The 15004-nt window shown below is 36.2% G+C and carries 14 protein-coding genes, 1 other RNA gene and 2 pseudogenes; 13 read left to right on the top strand and 4 right to left on the bottom strand.

What is annotated here, in order from left to right; translation table 11 throughout:
- Positions 1 to 80 precede the first annotated feature (80 nt).
- Positions 81 to 941, bottom strand: a complete 861-nt coding sequence (locus AB3H93_RS07960; protein ID WP_368020404.1) for a helix-turn-helix domain-containing protein — start codon at positions 939 to 941, stop codon at positions 81 to 83.
- A gap of 108 nt (positions 942 to 1049) precedes the next feature.
- Here AB3H93_RS07960 and tadA point away from each other — a divergent pair, with 108 nt between their 5' ends.
- The 10 genes and pseudogenes from tadA to AB3H93_RS07910 all read left to right on the top strand — a co-directional run bounded on the left by tadA (position 1050) and on the right by AB3H93_RS07910 (position 9505).
- Positions 1050 to 1541: a tRNA adenosine(34) deaminase TadA gene (tadA, locus tag AB3H93_RS07955; protein ID WP_010720731.1), complete on the top strand. Its 492-nt coding sequence runs from the start codon at positions 1050 to 1052 to the stop codon at positions 1539 to 1541.
- A gap of 40 nt (positions 1542 to 1581) precedes the next feature.
- Positions 1582 to 1666, top strand: an RNA gene (ffs, locus tag AB3H93_RS07950) — signal recognition particle sRNA small type.
- A gap of 246 nt (positions 1667 to 1912) precedes the next feature.
- Positions 1913 to 2233, top strand: coding sequence for a hypothetical protein (locus AB3H93_RS07945; protein WP_368020403.1), 321 nt, complete (start codon positions 1913 to 1915; stop codon positions 2231 to 2233).
- Between the two features lie 744 nt (positions 2234 to 2977).
- Entirely contained in the window at positions 2978 to 3349 is a 372-nt protein-coding gene (locus AB3H93_RS07940; protein WP_053766345.1) for a phage holin family protein, read from the top strand.
- A 263-nt stretch (positions 3350 to 3612) separates the two neighbouring features.
- Positions 3613 to 4446, top strand: a pseudogene (locus AB3H93_RS07935) (phage tail tip lysozyme); the annotation flags it as partial.
- Between the two features lie 660 nt (positions 4447 to 5106).
- Positions 5107 to 5574: pseudogene (locus AB3H93_RS07930) on the top strand (hypothetical protein); the annotation flags it as partial.
- A 439-nt stretch (positions 5575 to 6013) separates the two neighbouring features.
- The gene (locus tag AB3H93_RS07925; protein ID WP_368020402.1) at positions 6014 to 7399 is read left to right on the top strand and encodes a bifunctional UDP-sugar hydrolase/5'-nucleotidase; all 1386 of its coding nucleotides are present in this window, start codon (positions 6014 to 6016) and stop codon (positions 7397 to 7399) included.
- A gap of 36 nt (positions 7400 to 7435) precedes the next feature.
- On the top strand, positions 7436 to 8095 hold the full coding sequence (locus AB3H93_RS07920; protein WP_010720726.1) for a YutD family protein: 660 nt from the start codon (positions 7436 to 7438) through the stop codon (positions 8093 to 8095).
- A 2-nt stretch (positions 8096 to 8097) separates the two neighbouring features.
- Positions 8098 to 8862 (top strand): TIGR01457 family HAD-type hydrolase, encoded by a 765-nt coding sequence (locus tag AB3H93_RS07915; protein ID WP_368020401.1) that lies wholly within the window; start codon positions 8098 to 8100, stop codon positions 8860 to 8862.
- Position 8863: 1 nt separating this feature from the next.
- Complete coding sequence (locus AB3H93_RS07910) at positions 8864 to 9505, top strand: TIGR01906 family membrane protein (RefSeq protein WP_368020400.1); 642 nt, start codon at positions 8864 to 8866, stop codon at positions 9503 to 9505.
- Positions 9506 to 9717: 212 nt separating this feature from the next.
- Here the strand turns inward: AB3H93_RS07910 and AB3H93_RS07905 are convergent, their stop codons facing one another.
- Positions 9718 to 10227: a phosphatidylglycerophosphatase A gene (locus AB3H93_RS07905; protein WP_010720723.1), complete on the bottom strand. Its 510-nt coding sequence runs from the start codon at positions 10225 to 10227 to the stop codon at positions 9718 to 9720.
- Positions 10228 to 10347: 120 nt separating this feature from the next.
- Positions 10348 to 11346 (bottom strand): NAD(P)/FAD-dependent oxidoreductase, encoded by a 999-nt coding sequence (locus tag AB3H93_RS07900; protein WP_034700569.1) that lies wholly within the window; start codon positions 11344 to 11346, stop codon positions 10348 to 10350.
- 327 nt (positions 11347 to 11673) lie between these two features.
- On the opposite strand from AB3H93_RS07900, the gene AB3H93_RS07895 reads away from it, so the two are divergent.
- Complete coding sequence (locus tag AB3H93_RS07895) at positions 11674 to 12258, top strand: peptidylprolyl isomerase (RefSeq protein WP_010720721.1); 585 nt, start codon at positions 11674 to 11676, stop codon at positions 12256 to 12258.
- Positions 12259 to 12399: 141 nt separating this feature from the next.
- Here AB3H93_RS07895 and AB3H93_RS07890 read toward each other — a convergent pair whose 3' ends face one another.
- Positions 12400 to 13566, bottom strand: a complete 1167-nt coding sequence (locus AB3H93_RS07890) for a MalY/PatB family protein (RefSeq protein ID WP_368020399.1) — start codon at positions 13564 to 13566, stop codon at positions 12400 to 12402.
- Positions 13567 to 13657: 91 nt separating this feature from the next.
- On the opposite strand from AB3H93_RS07890, the gene AB3H93_RS07885 reads away from it, so the two are divergent.
- Together AB3H93_RS07885 and AB3H93_RS07880 are read left to right on the top strand one after the other, a co-directional pair.
- On the top strand, positions 13658 to 14038 hold the full coding sequence (locus tag AB3H93_RS07885) for a CvfD/Ygs/GSP13 family RNA-binding post-transcriptional regulator (protein ID WP_010720719.1): 381 nt from the start codon (positions 13658 to 13660) through the stop codon (positions 14036 to 14038).
- A gap of 73 nt (positions 14039 to 14111) precedes the next feature.
- The gene (locus tag AB3H93_RS07880) at positions 14112 to 14474 is read left to right on the top strand and encodes a hypothetical protein (RefSeq protein WP_010720718.1); all 363 of its coding nucleotides are present in this window, start codon (positions 14112 to 14114) and stop codon (positions 14472 to 14474) included.
- Positions 14475 to 15004: the final 530 nt, after the last annotated feature.

Genomic DNA, 15004 nt, shown 5'->3' with positions numbered 1-15004 from the left:
TACAAAAAGAGCGAAAGTATTAGAAAATGGGACAAACATTATTGGTTTGTCTCATGAACGAATACTTTCGCTTTTTGTGTTCAATGTGTTTGTTCTTGCAGTAAGAGCAAATGACAAAACAGTAAATCATTTGCTTCTTTTAAGTTGAACCCAGTTTGTTCTTGGAATTTTTCGATTTTGTATTTCAATGTATTTCGATGAAGAAAGAGTGATTTAGCTGTCGAACTAATATTACCTAAATTTTTCCATAACACTGAAATAATCTCTTCCATTTCTGTCCGTTTGACCATCTCCTGATAACTTGCAATTAACTGATTGTTGTTCATTGTTCCTTTTGTATAATGATGTAAAGCCACCTCCGATAATGAGATTGCGCCACCATGTAAAGCAAAGTGCTTTTTTTCTTCAAAAAATATTTTCCGCTCTTCAAAAAACAGTTCTGAAAAATTGGGAGAAGGCAAATGAAATGAGCCAATAAATACTTGGGTAGTAATTTCAAAGTCTGCATCTAATGAAAGAAAAATACCTCTTAGCTCAGAAATTTCTAGATAACTAGGACATTTTTTTTCAATCAGTATAGCATCGGTTTCTGTATAAAAGAAAAAATCTTCTAAGTGGAAAAACATTTCACCGATTGTTTCTTGCCATTGGCGCTTAAGAAATTCTCCTCTTGGATCAATGTGAAATTGAATCATGCGAAAGCTTTCTTCTGCTACTAGCGGTTTATTTTCAAATAGATAATGATACCATGGATGATTATCTTCGACAGTAGCTACAGGGAATAACGCTTTCAAAATATTTGTTTCTTGTGTCGAAATCGTCGATTGATCGATCCATAAAAAATAATCATCAATTGCTAAAGAGAGAATTCCTTTATCGGAAGCAGGGGAATTTTTTTTCTGTGCATTAGGATAAAGTGTTATCAGTTTTGTCAAGTCCATCAAAGTCACCTCATATTTTATTTTACCATAAGACAAAAAGCTAGTTACAACCTTTTTGACTTATGCTAAAGTTAAGCAAGAAAACGAAAAGTAGGGGATCGATTGGAAATGAAGGAAATCGATAATGAAAAACATGAAAAATGGATGCGTTTAGCCATTGAAGAAGCTCAGAAAGCCCAACAATTAGCGGAAGTACCAATTGGAGCGATTGTTGTTTTAAATGATGAAATCATTGGAAGAGGCTACAATTTAAGAGAAACCACGCAAGACGCAACCACGCATGCGGAAATGATTGCAATCCGTGAAGCTTGTCAAAATGTTGGAAGTTGGCGTTTAGAAGAAGCCCAATTATATGTGACACTCGAGCCTTGTCCTATGTGTAGCGGTGCGATGATTTTATCTCGAGTCAAAGAAGTATACTTCGGTGCGTATGATCCAAAGGGCGGAACAGCGGGAACATTAATGAATTTGTTGACAGATGAACGCTTTAACCACCAAGCCCATGTAGTAGGAGGCGTTTTGGAAACGGAATGTGGCCAACTTTTAACGGATTTTTTTAGAGAGTTGCGCTTAAGAAAAAAGAAATTAAAAAAAGGCTAGCCAAATAAAAAAAAATCAGGTATACTATTATTTGCCGAAAGGCTAGGACAATGGCGGGCTTGTGAAGCGTGTCAGATCTGGAAGGAAGCAGCACTAAGCAGGATCCGCCATGTGTCTGATTAAAACGAATCTTAAAAGCGTGATAGGTAGTACTTTACTACTTGTTACGTTTTTTTTTGTATAATGAACCAGTGTCTCTTTAGTTTTTTAGGTACTTTATTTGTATTTTATAGAGAAGTAAATAGATAGAGTATAATTGTTATTGGTGAAAAGACAGCATTCCATACCAATGACCTAAAAATAAATAATCGAAAGAGGTACATATTGATGGAAACGGAACACAAGCAAATGATATAAACGACGGTATGCAGATGGCTAGTGACTATCTTGGGCTACAATTGTCTTATTATATTGAGGAAGAAAATAAATTGCCGTCTAGCTCAAGTGTAAACAATATTAATGTAGAAAACTCTTTCCCTTTTGAGCAGACGAATACATACAATAAAGAGGATTCATTTGTCACGCTTGTTTCAGTTAATATAAAAGAGTATCTGGACATGGAAAAGAGAGAACGTAAAAATGTGTCTATTCCTAAGTGGGCAGATAAATTAGGCAAAGAATTGAAGATCAATTTTTCTGAAACATTGACACATGCGATTTTAAAGAAAGCAGAAGAAGTAAAAAATAATTAAAATAAATGACAAGAAAAAAGCCTGGAATAAAATTTAACTTTAGTCCAAAATATGGATTTTACAAATATTCACAACGAATATTTTGTAAAATTCTTTTTTTGAATAAGCAGAGAACTTGATAAAATGACAGCTCTAAATTTAATAGTGAACGAATAAGTTGACTTAAGAACAGTGAAAAGTTGAAAGAGGTTGAGACAAAAGTGTTCAGCATCAAGAAATAAGAAGGAATTTCCGAAAATTGACAAGAAACACAAAAACTAGTTTTTGATGTTGATTGTTACCTACTTGGTGATTCTCAAATTTTTGGTAAATTTCGGCAAATTTTCCGAAGATACTGCTTTTGTCTCACCGTGAACAAGAGGTCGTGAAAACATCGGGTAGCTCTGATGACAATAAGAAAGAATTTTTTGAAACAGCTTCTCATGTTTTGAAAAATTCAGGCTTATTGTTGAGGAGTTGCTTCTTGAACACCGTTTATTCGTTTTTAGAGATACTAGAAGAGACTGAGACAACTTTTGTCCCAGTCCTTTTTTTTTGTCACAAATTTTATTATTTTCCAACATATCTAAATGGAAACAAAAATCTTTAGCAAAGTAGTGAAAGGAAGGTCTGACAATGTAAAAAGAAGAATAGTGTATCAAACAAATGATGAAAGCTAAAAGCAAGGGACTCAAAACTGCAAACTAATGTCTGTTATGGAGGGCATTTCTTTCGCAGTCATTACGTTTAAAAGGAGGTGTTAGTATGACGGCATTAACGAAAGTCTTTGCTAGTGATCAAGCATTAATTCACAGTTTTTTTCTAGTGGTTCTATTAGATCTCATAACAGGTTGGCTTAAAGCAAAAGTCAATCATGTTTGGTATTCAACGCTAAGTTGGCGAGGACTTTGGAAAAAACTCAGTCATTTTGTGTTATTGATCCTGACGGGAGTCGTTGATTTTGTGTTGATCCAAAACGGCGTTCATTTTGAATTTACGTTAGTAAAGGTTTTTACGACTTGCCTGATTTTCACTGAGATTGGGAGCATTTTGACCAATATTGCTGAGTCAGAAGTAACGACTTATTTTGAGGGGATTTTAAAATCAATTCAAGACAAAATGAAACCAAAACAATAACGAAACAGAGAACGATTAGGAAGGATCAAAGTGAATTTACCGAGATACTACGTGACAATGACTTTTTTATTTACTAACAAAGCAACCTAGGCACAGCTTTTTAGAAAAAAGTGAAAGATTTTATTTTTTCTGTCACAAATCACTAAAATAGCTCACATATCTATGTGATTCGAATCAAATGATCAAAATAATTTTTTAGGAGGATGAAAGATAACAGTAAGTAATAAGCTGTGTACATTTAAAGGCGCAACTAATATGAAAAAATGATTGAAAGTAAGGAGCGAACAACTATTATGGGACAATTTGAAACAGCAAAAACAATTTGGGATTACTTGGTCAGTCAAGGTTGGTCAAAAACCGCAGTTGCTGGATTATTAGGGAACATGCAATCAGAAAGTGGCATTATTGCCGACCGATGGGAGAGCGACATTGTTGGAAATATGTCTGGTGGATACGGACTAGTGCAATGGACACCAGCATCTAAATATATCAATTGGGCAAATGCGAATGGATTAAATTACAAAGACGTCATTTCTCAATGCAAACGTATTGAGTGGGAGGTAGCAAACAATCAACAATTTTATAATATATCTATGACGTTTCAACAATTTAAGACAAGTAACAAATCTCCAGAAGAACTGGCGAATATTTTCATTCAATATTATGAAAGACCGGCAAATGCAAACCAACCAGCAAGAGCGCAACAAGCTAGATACTGGTACCAACAATTAAACCGAACAAAAGTCGTGGATTGGTTCAATAAACATCGTGGACAGATAACCTATTCCATGACTGGCTCAAGAAACGGTACAGATGGAACGGCAGATTGTTCTGGAAGTATTACTCAAGCAGTCAAAGACAGCTCTGGAATTCCTTATAGCTATTTATATAATACGGTTACCCTTGGTGGTTATCTCCAAAGATGTGGTTATGTATTAGTTTTAGTCGGAAATTCAAACGCTTCCAATCTCTCTCAGCTGAAAGATGAGGATATTGTTTTACTTTCTGGTGGGTCCTCGATGGCTGATTCAGGTGGTGCGATTGGACATACAGGTGTGATTACTGGTGGTGGTAAAAACATCACTTCAACTTGTTACTATACGCAAGGAGAAAAAAATACTGCGATTCAAGAATTACGTTTTGATAAAAATTATATCGTTGCAAATGGGTTTCATTATTATGAAGTTTGGCGTTTTTCTGGCGGTTTTAATCAATCAAGTTCAACAGGAATGACTAATGACCCAACGCCACCTTCATTTTCGACAAATGTTCATTATAGTTTACGAGTGTTGGGGGGAGCTTGGTTAGGAGAAATCACTAACTTTAACAATTCAGATTCTAATGGTTTTTCAGGATTACCGAATCATCAACACGATATGCTATACATCAAGGTTGATAAAGGAACATTACGTTATCGAGTACACACGATGACAAGCGGTTGGTTAGATTGGGTTAGTAAAGGTGATCCAAATGATATGGTCAATGGATGTGCAGGGAATCCTGGAGAAGCGATTGATGGTGTACAAATCTATTACACAACACCTGCTGGAGAAACTTATTCACAAGCATATTACCGTTCACAAACGACCGCTCGTGCTGACTGGTTACAAACTTGTTGCGATGATGGAACATCGATCGTCGGTTACGATGGTTGGGCAGGGATGTTTGGCGAACCGCTAGACCGTCTGCAAATCGGGATTGCGAAATCCAATCCTTTATTTACTTATTCACCAGGGGTAAATAATGGGGGAAGTTTTTCTACCAATGTTCACTATGGGTTACGTGTGTTGGGCGGAAGTTGGTTAGGAGAAATTACCAATTTCAATGATGTCGATTCCAATGGTTTTTCAGGATTGCCAAATAATCAACATGACATGCTTTATATCAAAGTAGATGCGGGAACGATTCGTTATCGAGTCCATACGGTAAAAAGTGGTTGGTTAGATTGGGTCAGCAAAGGTGATCCAAATGATATGGTCAATGGATGTGCAGGAAATCCTGGTGAAGCCATCGATGGTGTGCAACTTTACTATACAACACCTACAGGTAAGACATTATCGCAAGCCTACTACCGTTCCCAAACGACCGCCCGAGCTGGTTGGCTAGGAGTATGTTGTGATGATGGCACCTCTATTGCTGGCTATGATGGCTGGGCAGGAATGTTTGGCGAACCATTGGATCGTCTACAAATCAGCATAGCTGCATCTAATCAATTTTTTGATTAAAAAAACTTCAATTAGTTGGCTGAAAAGAGAAAAATGAGAAACTGATTGCTACTTGATTATTACTGAAGAAGTAGTGATAGAAGAGTTAGTTTTAAGAAATAAGCCGAAGAATTCCGACATTCGTCCTGCGTATACTGGAAATTCTACGGCTTATTTCTGTCGATTTGTTTGAACGTTGGTTGACGAATAAATGGGCAATGCCGATAGAATTATATCTATTGATCATGTTTTGCTGTAACGTATTTTTTCATCACTTTTCTACCCCGAATCGCTAGCTAGAGATAGACTGATTATTACTTTGATCCGATATTATCCACAAGGCTAACGTTTAGAATGGAGTCTATTCACAGCGGAGGAATTTGATTTTCTTTAAAATCTTTCAAAGTGAACAAAGAAAAAGCCTATGGTATGATAAAGAAAAGTGAGGCGAAAGAATAAGATGGAAAAAATAGTTCTATTACATACGAATGATTTACACTCGCATCTAGAAAACTGGCCTAAAATCAGAAGGTTTATTGAGCAAAAAAAGCGTGAAAACGAAAAAAAAGAAAATACCACGACCATCACTGTTGATTTAGGTGACTTTGTTGATCGCTGGCACCCGCTATCAGAAGCAACCGATGGACAAGCCAATGTTGAACTAATGAATAACGTAGGCTATGATGCTGTGACGATAGGTAATAATGAAGGCGTGGGAAATGCCAAGGATCAATTGAATCATCTTTATGATCAGGCAAATTTTGATATTTTATTGGATAATTTGTTTGATAAACATCTGTTGCAACCGCCGAAATGGGCAAAAAAGTACAAGATCATTGAAACTCCTCAACAGACTAAAATCGGCTTACTGGCTTTGACGGCTCCTTTTCCCTTAACTTATAGTCCAAATGGTTGGGATATCAGAAACCCTTATGATATTTTGCCTGAATTAGTGGAAGAACTAAGACCAAAAGTAGACATCTTGGTATTGATGAGCCATCTAGGTATCCAAGACGATCGTCAAATTGCCCAAGAACTTCCATCAATCGATGTAATCTTAGGCTCACATACGCATCATTTGCTGATTGATGGTCAAATCGTTAATGGTGTTCAGCTTGCAGCAGCGGGAAAATATGGACAATACGTTGGAGAGGTTCACCTCACCGTTGATGAGCATAAAAACATCATCCAAAAATCAGCTCGGGCTATCCCAACAGAAACGATGACGACGTTTATTGAAGATGAGCAGGAAAGCCATGATTATTTAACTAAAGGGCACGAACTATTAGCGGCAAAAAAAGTAGCCAAGTTACCTTATGATTTATCAGTAGATATTTTTTCGGAACATTCTTTTATCTATGAGGCGTTAGAAGCAGTCAAGTATCGTGGGCAAACACAAGGCGCAATGCTAAATAGTGGGTTGTTTTTAACTGGATTACCAGCAGGGCTGATCAATCAGGATCAACTGCATACGGCATTGCCTCATCCAATGCATTTACTGAATGTCACACTTAAAGGAAGTGATTTGATTCGATTGGTATTAGAAATCGAAAAAAATCGTGCCTTTTTACGCAATTACCCAATCAGAGGTATGGGATTTCGGGGGAAAATTTTTGGACAAGTAGTTTATAGTGGGATCTCTTATGATGCAGTGAATCATCAAGTTCACTGGCTGAATCAGCCGATAGATAACGAGCATCGATATACATTTACAACAGTGGATCATTTTATGTTTGTACCTTTCTTTCCAACGATTGAGATTGCTGGTGAAAATGAATTTTTATTTCCGGAATTTATTCGTAGCGTAGTAGGGGAATACTTAAATGCTCACTATCCAATAAAATAAAAACAAGGTATAATAGGAATGATAGGTGGTGAAAGCATGTCGGCAAAACAAAAAGAGCAACACGCCGTTGAAGCTAAAACAAAAGAAAAACAGACAGCGAAAAATGTCGAGGACCATACGGTGACAGAAGAAATCACCGCCGTGTTAGAAGAAATTATCGAAGAACCCAAACCGGAGAAAGTAAAAGGAGAAATCATTACTTTCATCGATGAGAAGAATTTTTTGATTGGCGAACAGCACTATCGCCTAGTAAAGGATCATCGAGAGGGGTTCAATCCAGAAAAACTTGGCGAAAGATATAGTGAAGTCTTGTCGCGTTATGACTATATCGTTGGTGATTGGGGCTATGAACAACTAAGATTAAAAGGATTTTTCCGTGTAGATAACAGACGTGCTCATCCCGACCAACGAATTGATGCTTTGGAAGATTATTTGTATGAGTATTGTAATTTTGGTTGCGCTTATTTTGTGATTGAACAAATCGGAGGTAAGAAGGAAAAAAATACTCCTCGCCGAAGAAAAAAGAAAAATCAAAACCAACATCGTGCGTACATTGATGAGAAAAAAGGACCCGTTTCTTCAAATCACAAAAAACCGGTCATCAAAAAAAGAAAAACAGAACAAAAAAAGACTGAAAAAACATCAACTAAACCAAAAGCCAACACTAATTTTACGATAAGACAAAGGGAAGAGTAAAGATGGATTATAAAGGATATTTGATTGATTTAGATGGAACGATTTATCGGGGGACTGAACCTATACCTGCTGGGAAACGTTTTGTGGAGGCTCTTCAGGCAAAAAAACAGCCTTTTCTGTTTGTTACGAATAACACCACAAAAAGTCCGCAGGCAGTAGCCAATCGCTTGGCAGATGAATTTGATATACACGTTAGCCCAGAAACTGTTTATACAGCTTCTTTAGCAACGATCGATTTTATGCACGCTGCCGGGAAAGGAAACACGTTTTATGCCATAGGTGAAGCTGGTTTGATCGATTTGATTTTAGAAGCAGGGTTTGTCTGGGATGAAGACAATCCCGATTATGTAGTGGTCGGTCTAGATAATTATCTGACGTATGAAAAAGTAGTCAAAGCGACTCTTGCGATCCAAAAAGGGGCAACATTTATTGGAACAAATCCAGATAAAAATATTCCAACTGAGCGTGGGTTGCTGCCGGGTGCAGGATCGGTTATTTCGTTTGTGGAGACAGCTACACAGACGCCACCGATTTATATTGGCAAACCAGAAGCGATCATTATGGATAAGGCGGTAGAAAAATTAGGTTTAACGAAAGCAGATGTCATCATGGTTGGAGACAACTATGAAACAGACATCCAAGCAGGGATTCGAAATGGGATTGATACGTTGTTGGTGCTCTCAGGATTTACGAAAGCTGAGGATGTACCTTTATTACCGGTACCTGCTACACACGTTCTCCGTTCGTTAGATGAGTGGAGTTTCTAGAATGAGAAAAACAAAATGGGTGTGGGGAGAATATGCGGGTTTGGTTTGTCTATTCTTCATGCTGATCAGTCTGGCGATCGCGATAACAATCAATTTTCGCTTTCTCTATGAACTAGACATCAAATATCTGAACATATTGGATCATACTACGCTTGATCAAGAAACTTTATTGAAAAATTTTGATCAATTAATGGCTTATTTAAATAATCCTTTTCAGAAGGAATTAAGTCTGCAAAATTTTCCTATTTCTGCAAGTGGAGCACATCATTTTTATGAAGTCAAAAAACTTTTTTTACTTAACTATTTTGTGCTACTGTTGACGTTGATACCTAGTATCTACTATCTCTTTTATCTGAAACGTCATAAGCGTTTTTGGCGTTTAGTTCAACCGTTTAAGATTGGAATGCTCGTACCGATTGTTTCTGGCTTTTTTATGTTGGTAGGATTTGATCGCTTTTTTATCTTGTTCCATGAAACATTTTTTAACAACGACGATTGGCTGTTTGATCCGACAACCGATCCAATCATTAACGTCTTACCAGAACAATTTTTTATGCATAGTTTTATTTTATTTTTTATTTTAATTGAACTCTTTTTTGCTTTTTTTGTGATCATTGGAAAAAGAGAGCTAAAAAGAAGTTAAAATCAAACATAGAATAGAACAAATCATAATGCCTATTTTGTTTCAACAGAATAAAAAAAGCCCGAGACAAGGAGATTGTCTCGGGTTTTTGCTTTAAACGGTGTTCAAACATCAGCTCCTTGAAATAAGCCTGAATTTTTCAAAATATGAGAAGCTATTTTAAAAAATTCTTTCTTATTGTCATCGGAGCTATACGATGTTTTCACAACCTCTTATTGAGTCAAACGACTGCGTTTTTCTGGCTCTTGGTGAGCAAGACGACTGGCAGCAGAGGCAGCGATTGCACCCACGATGTCATCCAAGAAAGTATGCACATTTTTTCCGTCATGGCTATTTAATTTTTGTAAAATACCAGGCTTTACTTTATCGATATAGCCATAATTAGTGAAACCGATTGTCCCATAGACATTTACAATTGATAAGGCTAGTATTTCATCGATCCCATACAGTCCTTCATCATCTTCAATGATATGTTGGAGCGGTGACATCAATTTATTTTCTTCTGCTAAAATATCTAATTGAACCCCAGTTATGATCGCGTTATGGACTTCACGTTTGGTTAAGACAGCGTGAACACTTTGGATACAATCTGCTAAAGTAAGATCAGTAATGTAATCTTTTTGTAAAAACATCACTAGCTCAGCAATGTCTTCAAGGGTTACTCCACGCTCATTGAGCAATTCACGTGCTTTTTCTTCTAGCGTTTCAGTTTTGATAACCATTTTCTTCCTCCTTTTGCTTCTGTGAATCAACTATATTGTTAGCCTACCAAATAAAAAAGCAAGAAACAAATGTTGTCTCCTCTGCTTTGGACAAAATGGTCAAAAATCACACAAGCTATCCTATTTCGGAGGAACTTTTTTATCATATAAACTGGTACTATGTCCAGGTTGTGTGCGTTCTTTAGGGTTAATAAAGTGTAACGCATTATTGACAGCTGTAGGTGCTTCGCCAAATCCAGTAGCGATCAATTTTACTTTTCCTTTGTAAGAACAGATATCTCCAGCAGCATAAACGCCTGGTATCGAGGTTGACATATCTGAGTTTACTGAAATTGCATTTCTGGTACTTTCAAGTCCCCATGTTGAAAGATGTTCTAGATTTGAGGTGAACCCATAATTAACAATCAATGAATCAATCAGTAACTCAATTGTTTCCTCGCTTTTTACCCGTTTTAAGCGAACAGCAGTCAATTCCCCATTTTCTCCAGATAATTCATCAATGAGATAGGGAGTTAAAAGATTGACTGATGAAGCTTTCAATAAGTTTACACTATGCTCATGAGCTCTAAATTCTGGCCGGCGATGGATAAGATAAACTTCACTCGCAATCGGTTCTAGCATCAACGCCCAATCAATTGCTGAATCACCACCACCTGCAATTGCTACTTTTTTACCAGCATATTTCATTAAATCGTTCACAAAATAATCGAGACCGTGATGCTCATAAGTTGTTGCTTCTGGTACATTTAATTTTCTAGGTTGAAAAGAACCGCTTCCTAAAGTCAAAATGACTGCTTTTGAATAGTGGATTCCTTTAGTAGTTGTGATCTCAATTATTTCATCTTCTTTAGTAATAGAAAGAACTTCCTCATTCAAATGAAAAGAGTGATTGAATGTGGTTAACTGTTTTTCCAGATTTGCTACTAAGTCACTGGCTTTCACGGCGGGATAGCCGGGAATATCATAAATGTATTTTTCTGGGTAAAGCGTTGCTAATTGCCCACCTAGTTGAGGTAAACTGTCAATGATCTTAGTTTTTGCTTGACGCATACCTGCGTAAAACGCTGCAAACATCCCTACTGGTCCTGCACCGATAATTGTAATATCATAGATTTCCATAGAAAACTTCCTCCTCATACCCACACTATAGCAGAATTTAATTGAGAATACTTCTCAAACAAATGATTTATTTCTAATTCTTAAGGAGGTTGGGGCAGAAGCGAAAACGATCTCTCGTGAAATCTACTGGTTCACATATTAAAAAATACTCGTGGATTATTTTTTAAGTCAGAGAAACGCAGAAAAGTATCTATCATTTGATAAAAAGTATATAATCATTTTTACATAAGGATGAGTCTTTTTGTTTTCTTAAGTTTCATGTAACAGCGAATAGAGAGAATATGTTATTATTACCAATGAAGGAATAATTTTTAGGAGGAAAAAGATATGGTATTCCCACAATTAAGCTTAGAAAATGAAAAAGGACCAAAGGCAGTAATAAAAACAAACCGTGGTGACATTACGGTCCAATTATTCCCAGAATTAGCGCCTAAAACAGTTAAAAATTTTATTGAACTTGCTAAAAAAGGATATTACGACGGAGTAATTTTCCACCGTGTCATCCCTGATTTTATGATTCAAGGTGGCGATCCAACTGGTACAGGTATGGGTGGCGAAAGCATCTATGGTGAAAGTTTTGAAGATGAATTTAGTCGTGAGTTGTTCAACTTACGTGGGGCGTTATCGATGGCTAACTCTGGACCAAATACAAACGGTAGCCAGTTCTTTATCGTGAATAATGAAAATGTACCAGCGAATATGCTAGATCAATTAGAAGGTGCAGGCTTCCCGGCTGAAATCATCGAAGCATACAAAGGTGGTGGGACACCTTGGCTAGATTTCCGTCATACTGTATTTGGTCATGTGATTGATGGCATGACTACCGTAGATGAAATTGCTAACGTACAACGTGGTCCACAAGATCGTCCAGTACATGATGTAGTGATCGAGAAAGTTGAAGTATCAGAATAATCACTCGCAATAGTAAGACATTTTAATTATTAACTAATCACAAAATAAACCAACTGGTTTCAATCATTGAACCAGTTGGTTTATTTTATTTCTAATTAGAATAGAACCTCGTTTAAAAGTCGTCAAAAGTGCTTTTGTTTTTTATGTGAAGGCTTTTTTTATCCGCATCAATCCATCTAGTAGTGTTTCTTCCGGACAAGCTAAATTCAATCGCATATGAGCATGACCGGCAGGACCAAATGAGATGCCAGGATTTAAAACAACTTTTCCTTTGGTAATCAATGTTTGTTCTAGCAACTCGTCATTCGCTTCATAAGCAGAAAAATCTAACCACATCAAATACGTTCCTTCAATCGTCATCACACCTAGTTGAGGTAAATGTTTTTCAAAAAAAGAAGTGGCAGTGGCCGCGTTTTTTTCTATATAAGGAAGCAGTTGACTAAGCCATTCTCTACCCGTTTCGTAAGCAGCTTGTGTGCCGATTAGACCAAAAGTATTTATATCTTGTTGCTGATTCATTAGTAACCGCTGTTCAAATTGTTCTTTTAATTTAGGATTTTTTATAAACACCATTGAGTTTTTAATCGCTGCTAAATTAAAGGTCTTGGTTGCCGAAGTAAACGTGATTAAAGACTGGCTTAGTGTTTCATCAATCGTTAACATCGAGTTAAAATGGTTCGTTGAAAAAACTAAGTCTTGATGAATTTCATCACTAAAAAGCAGCACTTTGTGTTTCAAACATAGTTCGCTTAGTTGTGATAATTCTTCTTTAGTCCAAACACGCCCCCCTGGATTGTGAGGATTACAAAGGATTACCACTTTTACTTGTTGTTCAACGATCTTTTTTTCCATATCTTGAAAGTCCATCATGAATTTATTGTTTTGTTCAATTAATTGACTCCGTATAAGCTGACGGTGATTACTCTCGACGATTGCAGAAAAAGGTGGGTAAACGGGGTCATGGATCAACACACTGTCACCTAGTTCAGTAAAAGTTTGAATTGCAACAGCTAAACTAGATAAAACAGCGCTAGTAAAGACAATGTGTTCTTTTGTTAAAGATACCTGATGCTGTTGTTTTTCCCAATTGATGACTGCGTGATATAATTTTTCTGAAACGGTAGAGTAACCAAAAAGACCTTGAGAAACATAATTTTCAAAAGCTTTTTTTACTCCAACAGGTGATAAAAAATCCATGTCTGCAACCCATAAAGGCAATAAGTCGTCTCTTTGATAGGTTTCTTTAATTGAATCCCATTTTACGCTATCGGTATGTCTTCTTGAAACTTTCTTGTCAAATTCACTCATCTAAAGGACCCCTTTTTCTATTGAGTATTTTCAAAACTTCTTTTTTTAAATCATTTACAGTATAATGATAAATGCAAAGAGAGGGAAGTACATGACATATAAAATTGGACAAATAATTAAAGGAAAAATAACTGGAATACAGCCTTATGGTGCATTTGTGTCTTTAGACGAGGAAACACAAGGCTTGATTCACGTATCAGAAGTACAATCAGGTTACACGAAAAGTATTCACACATTGTTAAAAGTTGGTCAACCAGTAACTGTTCAAATCATTGATATTGATGAATATTCAAAAAAAATTAGTTTGTCGTTACGTACGTTGGAGAAGAAGAGCCCTGTTATTCCTTATCGAAGGAAAAGATACTTTACGAATAAAAATAAAAAGATCGGGTTTGCCACGATTGCGGAACAACTACCAAAATGGGTGGACGAAGCACTAGAAGAACTAGAACAGAAAGAAAATAAGAAATAAAAAGTGTATTTTTTCTGAAAATGTGCTAGAATTTTTATGTAAACCACAGAACAAGTTGATCGAGGTGGAAATTTTGGCAAGCAAAAAAGTAGCTGGTACAATCATGTTGCATTTGGAGGATGGATCAAAAAAATTTTTAGTCCATTCAATTGATGACAAGCTGGAGTTTGCATTAGCAGAGCTTTCAGAAGAAAAGACGGGGTTAGCAAACATACTTAGCTTTTTAAAAGAAATCGTTCATATTGATGTTAGCAAAATTAATTTGATGGAGTTGACCAATACACATATTAATCACGAAAATGTTCCATTGTTTGTTTTTGAAACTGAGCAAAAAAGTCAAAGTGAAGACTTAGGTAAAGGCTATCTTTGGGAAGACCCAGATCAAATGCGCTCTGTCCTTGGCACTTACGAAGTAGAAGGAGTTCCTTTCTTTTAATGTAGAATTAGACACCAAAAGAAACTTGAAAAAAATTCAAGTTTCTTTTTTTATGGTAACCGGTCCTCTTTAAAGGATGAAACGTTCAGTTTATCATGGATTATATTCGATAATGCAAACTTTTTTATGCTTCTTTTGAAGTAAAAGCGAATGATGATCTTTTGCTTGAATATTCTTTTGAAAAATTAAGTGAAAATGCTTGTTGACGTACCTTGGTTTACGTGATAAATTTATTAACGTTGATTTAAGAAACAGCGTAATGAAACTTTCTAAAAAAATAGCAGAAAAGTTCTTGACGTTTCTAAAAACACATGATAAGATAACTAAGTCGTTAAAAAACGACAGCTTACGAAGCTTGATTCTATCGAAAAAAACTTCAAAAAAGTTGTTGACAAATAACAAACGATGAGTTATGATAAATGAGTTGCTGAAACACTTCTGAAAAACGAAGTTAAAAAAACTTTTAAAAAAAGAGTTGACAAACAAACGTCACTCTGATATGATATAAAAGTTGCTACGGCAATCTCGAC

Source organism: Enterococcus sp. C74 (assembly GCF_040887125.1).
Taxonomy (GTDB): Bacteria; Bacillota; Bacilli; order Lactobacillales; family Enterococcaceae; genus Enterococcus_B; species Enterococcus_B hirae.
The sequence above is the reverse complement of the archived record's forward strand: the minus strand, read 5'-3'. Positions and strand labels throughout refer to the sequence as shown.

Bases quoted from the DNA above. Each gene is read 5' to 3' on its own strand.
- AB3H93_RS07960 (WP_368020404.1), bottom strand. From the start codon at position 941: ATGGACTTGACAAAACTGATAACACTTTATCCTAATGCACAGAAAAAA.
- tadA (WP_010720731.1), top strand. From the start codon at position 1,050: ATGAAGGAAATCGATAATGAAAAACATGAAAAATGGATGCGTTTAGCC.
- AB3H93_RS07945 (WP_368020403.1), top strand. From the start codon at position 1,913: ATGGCTAGTGACTATCTTGGGCTACAATTGTCTTATTATATTGAGGAA.
- AB3H93_RS07940 (WP_053766345.1), top strand. From the start codon at position 2,978: ATGACGGCATTAACGAAAGTCTTTGCTAGTGATCAAGCATTAATTCAC.
- AB3H93_RS07925 (WP_368020402.1), top strand. From the start codon at position 6,014: ATGGAAAAAATAGTTCTATTACATACGAATGATTTACACTCGCATCTA.
- AB3H93_RS07920 (WP_010720726.1), top strand. From the start codon at position 7,436: ATGTCGGCAAAACAAAAAGAGCAACACGCCGTTGAAGCTAAAACAAAA.
- AB3H93_RS07915 (WP_368020401.1), top strand. From the start codon at position 8,098: ATGGATTATAAAGGATATTTGATTGATTTAGATGGAACGATTTATCGG.
- AB3H93_RS07910 (WP_368020400.1), top strand. From the start codon at position 8,864: ATGAGAAAAACAAAATGGGTGTGGGGAGAATATGCGGGTTTGGTTTGT.
- AB3H93_RS07905 (WP_010720723.1), bottom strand. From the start codon at position 10,227: ATGGTTATCAAAACTGAAACGCTAGAAGAAAAAGCACGTGAATTGCTC.
- AB3H93_RS07900 (WP_034700569.1), bottom strand. From the start codon at position 11,346: ATGGAAATCTATGATATTACAATTATCGGTGCAGGACCAGTAGGGATG.
- AB3H93_RS07895 (WP_010720721.1), top strand. From the start codon at position 11,674: ATGGTATTCCCACAATTAAGCTTAGAAAATGAAAAAGGACCAAAGGCA.
- AB3H93_RS07890 (WP_368020399.1), bottom strand. From the start codon at position 13,566: ATGAGTGAATTTGACAAGAAAGTTTCAAGAAGACATACCGATAGCGTA.
- AB3H93_RS07885 (WP_010720719.1), top strand. From the start codon at position 13,658: ATGACATATAAAATTGGACAAATAATTAAAGGAAAAATAACTGGAATA.